The organism is Pedobacter cryoconitis, from assembly GCF_014200595.1.
Classification (GTDB): domain Bacteria; phylum Bacteroidota; class Bacteroidia; order Sphingobacteriales; family Sphingobacteriaceae; genus Pedobacter; species Pedobacter cryoconitis_C.
Genome location: NZ_JACHCG010000006.1, coordinates 1 through 12,781 on the forward strand (window position 1 = coordinate 1; position 12,781 = coordinate 12,781).

Annotated in this window: 14 protein-coding genes; 4 read left to right on the forward strand and 10 right to left on the reverse strand. The window is 38.7% G+C overall.

Annotation, left to right across the window (positions count from 1 at the left end):
* Positions 1-222: 222 nt before the first annotated feature.
* Complete coding sequence (locus tag HDE70_RS24560) at positions 223-696, forward strand: GtrA family protein (RefSeq protein ID WP_183892124.1); 474 nt, start codon at positions 223-225, stop codon at positions 694-696.
* Positions 697-699: 3 nt separating this feature from the next.
* On the opposite strand, the gene HDE70_RS24565 is transcribed toward HDE70_RS24560, so the two are convergent.
* The 7 genes from HDE70_RS24565 to HDE70_RS24595 form a co-directional block, all read right to left on the reverse strand.
* Positions 700-1,482: a polysaccharide deacetylase family protein gene (locus tag HDE70_RS24565; protein WP_183892125.1), complete on the reverse strand. Its 783-nt coding sequence runs from the start codon at positions 1,480-1,482 to the stop codon at positions 700-702.
* On the reverse strand, positions 1,463-2,434 hold the full coding sequence (locus tag HDE70_RS24570) for a glycosyltransferase family 2 protein (RefSeq protein ID WP_183868450.1): 972 nt from the start codon (positions 2,432-2,434) through the stop codon (positions 1,463-1,465). Before HDE70_RS24570 ends, HDE70_RS24565 begins: the two co-directional genes overlap by 20 nt.
* Positions 2,431-3,612, reverse strand: coding sequence for a glycosyltransferase family 87 protein (locus HDE70_RS24575; RefSeq protein WP_183892126.1), 1,182 nt, complete (start codon positions 3,610-3,612; stop codon positions 2,431-2,433). The genes HDE70_RS24570 and HDE70_RS24575 overlap by 4 nt, the downstream gene beginning before the upstream one ends.
* A 367-nt stretch (positions 3,613-3,979) precedes the next feature.
* Positions 3,980-4,573 (reverse strand): helix-turn-helix domain-containing protein, encoded by a 594-nt coding sequence (locus HDE70_RS24580; RefSeq protein ID WP_183868451.1) that lies wholly within the window; start codon positions 4,571-4,573, stop codon positions 3,980-3,982.
* Positions 4,574-4,662: 89 nt separating this feature from the next.
* A complete protein-coding gene (locus HDE70_RS24585; RefSeq protein WP_183892127.1) occupies positions 4,663-5,826 on the reverse strand; it encodes a TIGR03364 family FAD-dependent oxidoreductase in 1,164 nt (387 codons plus the stop codon).
* A gap of 14 nt (positions 5,827-5,840) precedes the next feature.
* Positions 5,841-6,521 (reverse strand): HAD hydrolase-like protein, encoded by a 681-nt coding sequence (locus HDE70_RS24590; RefSeq protein WP_183892128.1) that lies wholly within the window; start codon positions 6,519-6,521, stop codon positions 5,841-5,843.
* Positions 6,522-6,613: 92 nt separating this feature from the next.
* Positions 6,614-7,507, reverse strand: coding sequence for an alkaline phosphatase (locus tag HDE70_RS24595; RefSeq protein WP_183892129.1), 894 nt, complete (start codon positions 7,505-7,507; stop codon positions 6,614-6,616).
* A 163-nt stretch (positions 7,508-7,670) separates the two neighbouring features.
* On the opposite strand from HDE70_RS24595, the gene HDE70_RS24600 reads away from it, so the two are divergent.
* Entirely contained in the window at positions 7,671-8,753 is a 1,083-nt protein-coding gene (locus HDE70_RS24600) for a calcium:proton antiporter (protein ID WP_183868455.1), read from the forward strand.
* Between the two features lie 65 nt (positions 8,754-8,818).
* Here HDE70_RS24600 and HDE70_RS24605 read toward each other — a convergent pair whose 3' ends face one another.
* Genes HDE70_RS24605 through HDE70_RS24615 form a run of 3 tightly spaced genes read right to left on the reverse strand, consistent with a single transcriptional unit; the run spans position 8,819 to position 10,985 of the window.
* A complete protein-coding gene (locus tag HDE70_RS24605) occupies positions 8,819-9,763 on the reverse strand; it encodes an alpha/beta hydrolase (RefSeq protein WP_183892130.1) in 945 nt (314 codons plus the stop codon).
* A gap of 12 nt (positions 9,764-9,775) precedes the next feature.
* On the reverse strand, positions 9,776-10,417 hold the full coding sequence (locus tag HDE70_RS24610; protein ID WP_183892131.1) for a hypothetical protein: 642 nt from the start codon (positions 10,415-10,417) through the stop codon (positions 9,776-9,778).
* 4 nt (positions 10,418-10,421) lie between these two features.
* Positions 10,422-10,985, reverse strand: coding sequence for a methylated-DNA--[protein]-cysteine S-methyltransferase (locus HDE70_RS24615; protein WP_221302123.1), 564 nt, complete (start codon positions 10,983-10,985; stop codon positions 10,422-10,424).
* Positions 10,986-11,129: 144 nt separating this feature from the next.
* Between HDE70_RS24615 and HDE70_RS24620 the strand changes: the two genes are divergently transcribed.
* Positions 11,130-11,714, forward strand: coding sequence for a sigma-70 family RNA polymerase sigma factor (locus HDE70_RS24620; protein ID WP_183868459.1), 585 nt, complete (start codon positions 11,130-11,132; stop codon positions 11,712-11,714).
* A gap of 42 nt (positions 11,715-11,756) precedes the next feature.
* Complete coding sequence (locus HDE70_RS24625; RefSeq protein ID WP_183892133.1) at positions 11,757-12,764, forward strand: FecR family protein; 1,008 nt, start codon at positions 11,757-11,759, stop codon at positions 12,762-12,764.
* The last annotated feature ends 17 nt before the right edge of the window (positions 12,765-12,781 follow it).

Sequence of the window (12,781 nt, forward strand, 5' to 3'; positions counted from 1 at the left end):
CCAGAGCCGATGGTACTGCGGTAACACGTGGGAGAGTAGGTCGGTGCCAAATCTTAAAGAAAGCCTGTAGGAAACTACAGGCTTTTCTTGTTATACAACATTTTTTTATTTACAGCTTTTAAAAGCACTGCAATTATTAATCAGGGCTTGTAGCGGCGAGTCTGAAAAGAGTCTTATATTTACCTGCTATTTATACTATTTGTGTTACATAATTGATTCGACTTGCTCAAAAACCCGCTCATTAAGCTTATAGACTTCTTTTACTTTCCTTTTTTACACTTTATACCTATAAAGACTTTTCGATATGGTGTAACCGGAGGGAGCAATGCCCTGCTTAATCTGACTATATTCTTTCTGAGTTACAATTACGTATTGAAGGGTGAAGCGCTGAGAATTGGAAGCTATACGATCACCTCTTACATTGGAGCAGATCTGATGGCGCTTTCTGTAAGTTTCCCGGTAGGGTTTCTATTGAATAAGTATTTAGTTTTTCAGCAGGAAGGAAGAGGGATTCAGCAGTTGGGCTTATATGCATTTGTTACTGCAAGTTCTCTACTGATGAATTATGGTTTGCTTCATCTGCTGGTTGGATATTTTGGCTTGTGGGCTACGCCATCACAAGCCTTCATTATAGTATTGATGTCTGCGTTCAGTTACTTCTTCCAATCATATGTAACTTTCCGGGAGCGGGCGTAACCTTTATGCTAAAGGTATATTCTTCGTGAATTGTGAAATAGTTCCTGAAGGATAACCTTGCTTGTTAAGCCATCCCATAAACTTGTCCATCCTGGTAATCATATCCTGACCAGAATTTTTACTGACATAACCAGGAAAACCAAAACGCTCTTTATCGGTCAGGTCTGTAAATTCCCAGGGATGGAAATAGATATTAATATAATTGTCTTTCTGATAAGTCCTTTTGACAAGATGTTCGTAAAACCAAAGTGGCAGGTTATGAAATGATAACCAGAAAAGTGGAAAACGTGAAATCGGGCTTACTGAAGCCGGTAATTGTAAAACTCCGCTCTGATAAAAGTATGTTCTGGAAATATGGCGGTTATTATACCTTCCAGGCAGCCAGGTTGGATTTATGGAGCTATTGTATAGATAACCTGCTTTTTGTATCTCCTGCTCATCTACGGGCATCATTCTCGCCATTCTGTAACCTGTCACCGCTACGCCTGATAATTCCTCTAAGGCCAGGCGGGATTCCAGTAAGTGTTCTTTTTTAAAATCAGAATGGTACATACCATGAGAAGCCAATTCGTGACCTTCATCGAGTATACGCCTGATAATTGCAGTTGCATTTTTTGCAAAGGTAACTGTACTGAAGAAGGTCGCTTTAAGTTTATGCTTCGCCAGCAAATCCAATATGATCAGGGTACCTTCAGAAGAGATTCTTATTTGTTCTTCAAAAGTGATACTTTTCCCATATTCAAAAGCCATATCAAATTCTTCAATATCAAAGCTGAGCAATATCATAATTAGTATTTGTGGTTGTAGGTGCCGGAACGAAATTTGTAGATTTGATAATATAATTAGGGCGGTTTTTAGTCTGCATAAACATCTTCCCGATATAAATTCCTATAATCCCCATAATAATGAGCTGTAAGCCTCCAAAAAAGACTATAGTCATAATGGTAGATGCCCATCCGTCTACTTCTATACCCATGTAAACCGAATAGAATACATAAGGAATATATAAGACTGATAACATAGAAAAAGCAAACCCAAGATATACTGCGGTATAGAGTGGTTTGATACTGAATGAGGTTACACCCTGTAAGGCAAAACGCATCATTTTCCGAAGGTTATATTTACTTGTTCCTGCGTGTCTTTTATGTGGGATATAATCTATCGCAATCTGTTTATAGCCCATCCACTGGACAAGACCACGGATAAAGGGCTCGTTCTCCTCAAAGTTCCTGAATACATCTATTACCTTTTTATCCATCAGCCTGAAGTCGGCAGTTCCTTCTTCAATTTGTATACTTGATAAAACATTGATTAGTCTGTAAAAAAGAGATGATGATTTTCTTTTTCCATAAGGCAGACTCTTATCTTCTGATCTTCGGGTATAAACGACATCATTACCTTCTTCCCACTTTTCAAGCATCTGGATAATCAGCTCTGGTGGATGCTGAAGATCAGCATCGAGAGAAATTACACAGTCACCTTTGGCCTGATCTAATCCAGCTTTTAATGCAAGCTGATGACCAAAGTTCCGTGAAAACTCTATGTAAAATAATTTAGTATTGATACTAGCCATCGTTTTAAGGATGGTCAGGGTATGATCGGTACTACCATCATCAATAATTATAAATTCAGCATCATAGGCCGTATTCTTGAAGATACCTTCCAGCCTGTCTATAATAACAATTAAGTTCTCGGCCTCATTAAAGGCGGGGATCACTACAGATACAGTTTTCTTCATGCCGTTGGATTGTTTGTTAAATCAAATCGTTTAAAGATCATTTGATAAGTCATATAGAACCATATAAGCACACATGGAAGAGCTTTTAACGAATAATGGATAATATAATTGTCTCTGAAAGACCTGGTATATAAATCGGAAGACCCTAAAGTTGTAAGCAAGATCGCAAATACAAAAAGAGCAATCGCGATTGGTTGTATAGGTTTTTCCTGCAAAACAAACCAGATCGCTACCCCCGTAAATGCAATAATATAGGTCGGTGATTCAGAAGAATTACTAAAGATAACGGTAAAGATCAGTGTTGATGCCAGGTACATCAGCCTGAATGCCTGTGATTGATATTGTTTAATCCTTAAATAAGGAAGACAGAAAAGGAGGACACCGGTAATCAGAAATGGTAAATTGGAAATATCAGGATTTCCGGTCACTCGTCTGACTATTCCCATCAGCGATATGTCCTGCCAGGAAACCAGTGTAGCATTTTCAAGTTGTTTAGCACTTAAAGACAAGTACCATTCTTTATATTGTAGTAAGATATATTCATGGCCATAAAAGAGCATCGGCAGTCCAAAGAATATGATAGCCCAGAAGATACAATAGACAATGAATTTCGGCTTTTGCTTAACGAAAAAGAAGAAGGCCAGCCCGACAATACCATATAGTTTGATAAATGTACCGAGCAGAATGAGGCACGCTGCCCAGAAGTTCTGTTTTTTATCAATTAAGGTATAACTTAAAACAATGATTGCTGTAATTGAAGGGTTAATCTGACAGGCAAATAATGCCGTAAGCAACTCATGGGCAATAATCCAGTAGACGGCATTTACCTTTGCATCTTTTAGTGGCAAGGTCTTAATCGCATAATATAAGAACAGGCTGTTTGCAAGCTCCCAGAAAAACATCCCCAGAAATTCTGGCAACTGAGCGAAAGGCGCAATGATCAGGGAGAACAAAGGGCCGTAATGATTCATATCTGCATATTCAGGATACCTGCCAAATAGGGATACATGGTCATTGGCGTGAAAATAAGTATAAATGAAAATCAGATAGTTATTATGAGAGGTACCTGAATGATATTGTCTGTAAGAGGTGATTGCAGGCAGCAGAATAAAAATACTGAGAATAAATAGCCGGTTATTAAAAAGCTTAGTTAAATTAGCGGCCAAGCTTGATTTCATCTGTGTAGTAAGTGGCATTAATTCTATTGTATTAAAGAGATTTGCAATCGTAAAGTTACAAAAGTAATCTTGCAAAAGAAGAGCTCCTGATGGAAGACCAATGACAACTTCGAAATATGGCCTGTTTTAGACATATCTACCGTTTTCCTGCTGATCTATTGATCTCAATATGTATGCTTTACTCCGCGAAAACATAGCAAAATCTGTTAATTATACGAAACAGTATCTTGAGGTTTACGAACAGGAATTACAAAAAGAAAAACTTCTGCGGATTTAATTGCTGCCTTAAAAAAACGCTATCCTAATGCAAAGTTTCTAATGGCACTAAATTTTTTATCCTGATAAAAGTGCAGGATTAACTGCACTTTTATTTTGTTAAGCTGTTTCCGTTTTGCTCAAAGAAGTAAATAATCAGCATGATCGCTTTTTGATCAGAGGTGTTTTTAGGCGTGTGCGGTAAACGTCCGTCAAATAACATGGAGTCTCCATCAGAAAGGTTGTAAGTCTGATCTTCAAAAACATAGTCTACATTCCCTGATAAGATATATTTGTATTCAAATGCCTCAGTAACGACCATTGGCCTGGTTGCATTAGGTTCAAGTTCCAGTAATACGATGTCAACCGTTGAATTTTTAAAGGTTTTTGTAAAAATACGCTGATATAAAAATCCCATGGCCTGTTCTTTTTCAAACGACTCGTATTCATTTTTTCTTTTAATGATGACAGGACTAAGTTGACTATTGGCCGATATATCCTTGAAAAACTGGTTCAAATCGACATCTAAGGCACTTATAATATCTATCAATACCATTAAAGAAGGTACAGTACGGTTATTCTCAATTTGTGAAATCAGGCCTTTGCTTACACCTGCAAGATCAGCAAGTTCCTGTACCGTTGTATTACGCTCTCTTCTTATTTCTTTTATCCTGGTACTTATCTTAAGTATAATATTCTCTTCCATAAAGGGGGGCAATTGCTCAAACTTAAGAAATTCGGCAGAGTTTAATAGTTAATAATCGTTAAAACTGTGTTAGATCCCAGAAAACAGGCTTAAATATTGAAAAGCTCTTTTATACTCGCCTCTGCATATCCGGCGCTTGCAGTCATGCCTTTACCACCAATACAGGTGCGGATATGAATGCGGTTATCAATATCATATTCCAGAATATGTTTGTCGGGATGCTGTGGGTAAAAACCAGCCCAGGTAGCCGCAATATTACGGACATCAAAATTTACAATCCTGCTGGCCTCTGCAAGCATCAATTCATTGATATGTGAATTCAGGTTAAAGCCGAGATCATCAAAATTGGTTGCAGACGCATATTCATGAGAGTCACCAATAATTACACTTCCGTCCGGTGCCGTTTTGAAAAGCAGGTGAATACCATAGGCTTTTAATTGTTCATAATGGGCAGGCAATGGTATTGTTTTGAAGGAAGGACAGTATTCTTCAAAACTTTCATACCTGCGAATCGTTAAACCTGTCAGTATATTTCCAGCGAGTGCTATAGTTTTTACCGGCGCGGTACGCATCATTTGAAGTTTACTGATCACTTGTCCGCTTGCTTTGAATAAGTCTTTAAATAAAAGTTTGAACTCGTAGCCATTGCATAATACAACTTTTGTAGCTTTAAACTTATCTCCATTTGTTAAACGTACCTCTGCATCATTTGATGCTGAATAACAATCTATAACGGGTGAATCATATAATAAAGTGAAATGCTCAAATTTTGTCTTCATATATTCATGGAGACGATGAATCATCAGATTTGGTTCTACACTGATTTCCTGATCAAAAAACAAAGCTTCTTTGGCATAAGATTCTTGAATAGAGGAATACTTATTCAGGATTTGCTGTGGATTCAATAAGGATTGTGAATAACCTAAGGTATCGTAATAAGCTTTTAATTCATGAATCAAGGTTTGTTCGTCCGGATCGGACGCGATATATACGCTACCGTTTTTTCTGACAGAGATGTCAAACTCACGCTGTATTTCCTGATAAATTTCTACTGAGCGCAGTCCGTAATTGAACCATTCGCCTGTCATTCCAGAAGGGATCACCTGGCCAAAATTTCTTACAGTTGCTCCAACCGGAAAATTATCTTTTTCCAGTTGAAGTACCTTTTTTCCTGCTTTTAAGGCATGATAGGCATGAAATGTACCTAGAATGCCTCCGCCAATAACGATTAAATCATAAGGAGCATTATTCATTTTATTCTTGTATTTTATGCTTTGATAATTGCAATCAATTCTGAGATATTATCTATGATATGTGTTGGATGATGTGGTTTCAGTTCTTCCCTTGTAAAAGCGCCGGTAGTGATCCCAACAACGTATTTACAACCTGCATTGATACCTTCATTGATATCAACTTCTGTATCTCCGATTTTAACTATTTCATCTGTTGGAAGCAGGTTCAAATCAGCTTTCATTTTATGAATCATATCCGGATATGGGCGGCCATTTTTTACATCGTCACTGGCAACCATGATGTCTATCTGATTTTCCCAGTTCAAACGGCTGATAATCAATTCTGCAATGTTCCTGGAAAACCCTGTATCCAGACCAATTTTAATGCCCATAGTCCTAAGCTGTTCAAATGTACTTTCAACGTTTGGAAGTGGTTTGATTTCATGAGAATGGGTGTAAAATTCCAGCATTATATTTACAAAATCAGTATGTATCCTGGCTATAGAATCTGCATTGATTTTTTGAGTATCAGTTTCATATTTGTCCAGCATCATTTGAATAGCAAGAGGTTTTTCGTAACCCATTAATGGGTTTACATCTTTCAATTCCACATTATACCCCTGCTTTTTCATGGCCTGCTGAAAGGATAGGGCTACGTAATTTTCATCACTTACGGTTGTACCAGCCATATCAAACACTACTAATTTTATCGACATTACTTCTAATTTTGTTGTTTACAATTATATAGTTATTGTTTAATATAAGTAAACAATTTGATGTTATTTAATTGTTAAGTTTTTAATGATTCCTATTTGTTGAAGGCTTCGGTAACAGGTTTTCCGCGCCAGCTTTGTGGTTCTTTTAAACCTAACAGCCAAGCAATGGTAGATGCGGTATCATAAGTAATGATTACATCTTTAATTTCATGTCCTTTTAATACGCCTGTACCATTGGTAATCCAGGGGATTTGTACTTCGTCCAATGATTTACCACCATGACCTTTGCCAGTACCGCCATGATCTGCCGACACTATAATTACGGTCTCATTCGCAATGCCTGCTTTTTTTACAGCTTCAACTATTTTTCCTATTCTTTTATCCAGGTTCTCTAATTCTACATAGTACGCAGGAGTGCGGTGACCAATTTTATGTCCTGTATTGTCAGGCTCTGAAAAATGTATGAAAGTTAACAGCGGTTTTTCTTTGACAATAAGTGCTGCCGCAGTATCTGCACAGAAATTATCATTATCACCATCTGGCCCGGGAACAACAAAGCTGATGGCATCTTTTTCAATTAATGGGCCTATCCCTTGCCAGCTGTAAATCACAGCAGTTTTTGCTTTGGGTTTCTGCTGCTTAATCAGGGTAAAGATTCCTGGAAATAAGCCGTAAGGTGATTTGACAACAGAAGGGATTTCTGGAACCGCGCTTCCCCATTCGGTATAACCATGTTCGGTTGGGCCGGCTCCCATGAGCATGGAGGCCCAGTTTACTGCGCTTGAAGAAGGTAATACTGTTCGGGCTTTTAAGGACCAGGATCCGGTAGTCATTAATTGTTTCAGGTTTGGCATGTTTGCCTCGGGAATGGCGTAAGCTCCAAATCCGTCGCAACCAATCAGAATAATGTGTTTAATGTTTTTCGGTTGTGCTTTTAGGTGAAAACTGATGCACAGGATGGCAGCCGCGATGATTAATTTTTTCATATGCTGGTTTTGATTTATATGTAAGTATAGCAAAACTAAACTTTGTTTATAAATATTGGTATTAACTTTTGTTAAGTATATATAAACAATTGATGATTTAATTCTTTAGCATCATAATTGCTTAATCTTACTTTTCACTATTACTTAATCAACAAGAATCTTTATGAAACAAAAATTACCACTGCCATTATGGACAATAGTAACGCCTGTTATAGCCTGGCTGGCTTATTTCGGGATTTCTCTGGATCTTGGTATCCTTTATACCTTTTTTCTTGCCGCTGTACTAATTGGTGGAGTACTTGCTGCTGTACATCACGCTGAAGTTGTAGCGCACCGGGTCGGTGAACCATTTGGTACTTTATTACTCGCATTGGCGATCACCATTATAGAAGTTGCATTAATTGTTTCTCTGATGTTAACCGGAGGGCCGGATGTGGCTGAACTTGCGAGGGATACCGTACTTGCAGCAGTTATGATTATTTTAACCGGAATTGTTGGGTTAAGCCTGCTTGTAGGTGGCGCTAAATTTAAAGAGCAAGTATTCAGTTTACCGGGAGTTAGTGCGGCGCTGGTTACACTTACAGCGATCATGGTACTTACCTTAATTCTTCCAAATTATACAACAAGTAAAGCTGGGCCACAGTATACCCAGACTCAGCTGATTTTTGTAGCTGTAATCTGTTTAGTATTGTATGGTTCATTTGTTATGGTTCAGGCGGTTAGACACCGTGATTATTTTTTGCCTCCTGAGGCCGATGGAAATGAGGATGTACATGCTGAGCCGCCAACAAAAAAAGTGGCTTTAATGAGTGCATTTTTATTGGTGCTGTGTTTAGGTATTGTTGTATTACTGGCTAAAGCTTTAGCTCCGGATATTGAGAATACTGTTATAAATATGGGTGCGCCAAAATCTTTAGTTGGTGTAATTATCGCTGCTGTAGTTTTATTACCTGAAGGGCTTGCTGCTTACCGCGCTGCCAAAAAGAACCGTTTACAGACCAGTCTTAACTTAGCGCTGGGCTCTGCGCTTGCGAGTATCGGTTTAACCATTCCTGCGGTTGCAATTGTTTCTATTGTAACTGGTATGAGTATTACTTTAGGAATTGATATGAAGGCAACTGTCTTGTTGTTGCTTGCTCAGTTTACCATTATGCTTTCGCTGGCTACCGGCCGGACGAATATCTTACAGGGTATAGTACTGCTTGTTATTTTTGCAGTATACCTCTTCACTATTATAGCTCCGTAATATCGAGCATACTCAGGTTTCCTCAGGAAGCCTGAGTATATTTATAAGGTAGCAACTTAGGGAAATTAAAACCCCTTAGATTTTATCCATTTTAAGAATAGGTCTGGCCATGCTGAAACAGGGGAATCTTTTTTACCCATTCCCCAGCCATGTCCGCCTGTTTGAAAGATGTGCATTTCAACGGGCACGCCAGCTTTTTCTAAGGCTGCATTCATTAAATAGGAATTGTTGACCGGTGATATAGGATCATCAACAGCTTGTGCCAGAAAAGTAACTGGCATACTGCTGGTAACTTGCAGTTCTACTGAATAAGCTTCTTCTTGTGCTATTGTTGGGTTTTCTCCCAAAATACTTTTTTTAGCATGCGTTTTATTGAAAGGCGGGAGCATGGTAAGTACGGGATAAATCAGCCCTGCGAAATTTGGCTTTGCAGATAAAGCATCTATAGCATCAACAGGTTTATACTGTTTTTTATCAGGCCGGGCTGCTGTCATTCCTGCAAGGTGTCCACCTGCGGAGAAACCTAATATGCCAATCTTAGCAGGGTCTATTCCGTATTGAACAACCATACTCCGGATAAGCTTCATGGCACGCTGTGCATCCTGAAAGGGTACATGTGTTGTTTTCCAGCTTTCTTGTGGTAATCTGTAAACCAGTTCAAAAGCAGTGATACCCTGTGATTGAAGCCAGTCCGCTACTGGTGTACTTTCTTTACCCAATTCAATATGTGCATAACCACCGCCACTAATCACCAGAATTGCTGTTCCATTAGGTTTAGCAGGCTTATGGATGATTAACCGGGGATTCGAGACATTGGTTACTGAACCACTGGCCGTCATTTTTTCGGCACCTTGCGGTCCCGGGCCATCAGGAATCGTATTTCCCCAAAGAGGTATTTGCTTTAAATCAGTTTGTATTTGAAAAATAGAATTGCTGGAAGAATGCTTGTGTTGGGCGGATACAGTAATCCCTGCGCTCAGAAATCCTGCAATCAATATTATTTTTCTCATTTTGATTTCCTGTTAAACGGTGTCTATTTTTGCAAATTCCGGTGTAAAAGCTAACAGATCAGTAAATAATAACCTGTTATTGCTGACCTGGTAATTCCAGTTGATGAATTGCAGGTAATGTCCTTTGTTGTCAGTTGGAGAGTCCTGTTTGTAAAGTAACTGCTTATAGTTATGATGTTTCAGCCATTCAAAAATTTCGGTGAAAGTTTTCCCGTTTTCCTGCCTGATAAATTGTGCCAGTTCTTTAACCAGATGAATAGTGTCATCTGTTAAGGAAAAACTTAAGCCGTAGCGGCTTTCAAATTTTGGCATTACATATTTGTCAAGATCAGTTATATATTTTGGATTAGATTTGATTTGCTCCGCTATGTCTGCCTGTTCTTCTGCCGTTAAATCTTTTAAATAATAGCCTGAGCAATAATCGGCGCCGATTTGCTTCTTGAATTTCGAATTAAAAAGACGTTTTAATTCAACAAGCGGCTCTTCTTGCAAGCTTCCAATCTGACTTTCTTTAATTGACCCTGTTTCCCAATCTCCCATCACAAAAAAATGATATTCTTCGTATTCAACAGGGATGAATTTTTCTATTCTATGGATTCCTTTGCCGTATGATTTTACCCACTGGCCGATTTTAAAGTCTTTGTAATTCTGCATCTTGTTAAAATAAGGTATCTGCTGGTTTCTCGGAATTATTTCTTTCAAATTTAAGCAACCATTTTTTCTTTTCTACTCCGGCGGCATATCCGGTCATGCTGCCATCGCTACCAATTACGCGGTGACAAGGGATAATAATAGCCAACCGGTTCCTGCCATTTGTAGAGGCAATTGCGCGAATAGCTTTTGGATTATTCATTTTATCGGCTTGCTGTTTATAGGAACAGGTTTGCCCGTATGGGATTTCCTGAAGCGTTTGCCAGACTGCTTGTGCAAATTCATTGCCCGGTGCATGAGTGGGAACCGAAAATACTTTTCGCTTTCCCTCAAAGTATTCGGCTAGTTCATTTTTCAATTGCGTTAAATGTGGATTTTCTCCGGGTTGCATCACTGCATTGAGCAGTTTTTGCAGATCAATGATCTCTTTTTCTAACCTGATCCGGTTAATGAATTCCAGTATACAAACACCTTGTGCGGTTGCTCCTGCCAGCATCGGGCCTAATGGAGTGGAAATTTCCGTTGTGGTGATGATACTGGTTTCATTTGATAGTTCTTGTTGTGTTTTCATAAGATAAACATCAGATCCGAAATTACGGAATGTATTCCTCAATAAGAACCCATTTCTTGCGCAATCAACAATTTGGTAACACCGGGTAAACATCAGTTTTATTTAGGGATCCTAATTTTAACCCCAAAATCAATTCGAAGAAATATGCAGAGGTTTACTTGTGATACAGAGGCGATCAATGCTTTAATCAGGAGCGATATGTATGGGCTTGAATATTTCTACAACCTCTATTTTCAAGGTGTAAAATCTTTTTTAACCCCTTATTGCAGATTAACTGCGGATGCAGACGAAATTACACAAGACACATTTTTAAAGCTTTGGGAAATGCGTAAACGGATCAATCCAGACCAAAGTCTTAAGAACCTGCTTTTTACCATAGCAAAGAATAAGGCGCTTGATGAGCTCCGGAAATTTAAAAGCCATGAAGCTAAATTGAATTTCCTGGAATTGAGTAAAGACAGATCTTTCAGCACTTTTGATGAAATCATCTTTGCAGATTACGAAAGGGTACTTGGAACTGTATTAGATCATTTACCGAGCCGTAATCTTGAAGTATTTAACCTCAGCAGAAAGGAACACCTCAGCAATAAGGATATTTCTTTACAACTGAACATCTCTGTAAAAGCGGTTGAAAAACACATCAGTAAAACCCTTTCCCATTTACGCATCTTCTTAAAAAACCACCAGATTTCCTGCTTTATTTTTTTTACAACATTTTTTAATCTGTAGGTAGGGTTGGAGTAGAGTCTGTTCGTATAGACTGTATATCCCATGAAAGAGCAAGAATTTAACAAAGAATTTTTAAGGCGGTTTACTGACAATGAATTGTCGGAGCCAGAATACGAGGCACTGATGCAATGGCTTTCTTCCCTAAGCCCGCAGGAGCAACAATCCTTTCTGAACGAACACATCCAAAGTCTGACGCCCGCAGCTTTGCAAACACCTTCACCAGATTTTGAGCTGCTCAGGGATAAAATCGAACAACAGGATAGCTCCAGAAGAACAGTAAGATTATGGCTCGGAAGAGTTGCCGCAGTATTGATCCCTTGTGCAATTTATGCGGGGGTTATCAACTCGCAAAACAATAATCAGCCAGTTGTGCGTATAGTAAGCAGCACACCAGTCAGGATGCTACGGGTAACTAATTCAGGTATTAATACAAAAATTATCCTGTTGGAAGATTCCAGTAAGGTCACACTCTCAGCAGGTGCAACCCTGTCTTACCCGGAAAAATTTGAGGCCACAAAAAGGGAATTGAGCCTGATCGGCAAAGCTTTTTTTGACGTGAAACATGAAACTGCAAGATCATTTGTAGTGAGTTCCGGTGACGTAAAAACAACTGTACTGGGTACTTCCTTCTGGATAAATTTTTCAGCTGAGACCAAAAAAACATCGGTAAAAGTAAAAACAGGAAAGGTTGGGGTACAACAGCTAACCGAACCTGCAATATTTCTGTTGCCGGGCGAATCAGCCCTATATAATCAAATATCTGGACGTTTAAGTAAAATCAGGCCTGAAAAACATGCGCTGCATCCATTGAAAATAGCTCAACCTGCAACTGCACTATCTTTTAATGAGACCTCAATTAAAAGTGTGATCAGTGAACTTGAAAAACAATACCAGGTTAAAATAGTGCTCGGAACGGGTATTGACCCGGCATTGAAACTGAGCCTAAATACCAGGGGAAAATCGATAGCAACAGTGATGGAAGAAATTAAAAATCAGGTACCTGTAAGTTACGAGATCAGCGCTGCCAGTATTCACATTAAACCTCAATAAATCAATAAATAAAAACC

What these genes read in the sequence shown, in the direction of transcription:
- HDE70_RS24565 (WP_183892125.1), bottom strand. Translation starts at nt 1,482, where the DNA reads ATGATATTGCTCAGCTTTGATATTGAAGAATTTGATATGGCTTTTGAA.
- HDE70_RS24570 (WP_183868450.1), bottom strand. Translation starts at nt 2,434, where the DNA reads ATGAAGAAAACTGTATCTGTAGTGATCCCCGCCTTTAATGAGGCCGAG.
- HDE70_RS24575 (WP_183892126.1), bottom strand. Translation starts at nt 3,612, where the DNA reads ATGAAATCAAGCTTGGCCGCTAATTTAACTAAGCTTTTTAATAACCGG.
- HDE70_RS24580 (WP_183868451.1), bottom strand. Translation starts at nt 4,573, where the DNA reads ATGGAAGAGAATATTATACTTAAGATAAGTACCAGGATAAAAGAAATA.
- HDE70_RS24585 (WP_183892127.1), bottom strand. Translation starts at nt 5,826, where the DNA reads ATGAATAATGCTCCTTATGATTTAATCGTTATTGGCGGAGGCATTCTA.
- HDE70_RS24590 (WP_183892128.1), bottom strand. Translation starts at nt 6,521, where the DNA reads ATGTCGATAAAATTAGTAGTGTTTGATATGGCTGGTACAACCGTAAGT.
- HDE70_RS24595 (WP_183892129.1), bottom strand. Translation starts at nt 7,507, where the DNA reads ATGAAAAAATTAATCATCGCGGCTGCCATCCTGTGCATCAGTTTTCAC.
- HDE70_RS24600 (WP_183868455.1), top strand. Translation starts at nt 7,671, where the DNA reads ATGAAACAAAAATTACCACTGCCATTATGGACAATAGTAACGCCTGTT.
- HDE70_RS24605 (WP_183892130.1), bottom strand. Translation starts at nt 9,763, where the DNA reads ATGAGAAAAATAATATTGATTGCAGGATTTCTGAGCGCAGGGATTACT.
- HDE70_RS24610 (WP_183892131.1), bottom strand. Translation starts at nt 10,417, where the DNA reads ATGCAGAATTACAAAGACTTTAAAATCGGCCAGTGGGTAAAATCATAC.
- HDE70_RS24615 (WP_221302123.1), bottom strand. Translation starts at nt 10,985, where the DNA reads ATGAAAACACAACAAGAACTATCAAATGAAACCAGTATCATCACCACA.
- HDE70_RS24620 (WP_183868459.1), top strand. Translation starts at nt 11,130, where the DNA reads ATGCAGAGGTTTACTTGTGATACAGAGGCGATCAATGCTTTAATCAGG.
- HDE70_RS24625 (WP_183892133.1), top strand. Translation starts at nt 11,757, where the DNA reads ATGAAAGAGCAAGAATTTAACAAAGAATTTTTAAGGCGGTTTACTGAC.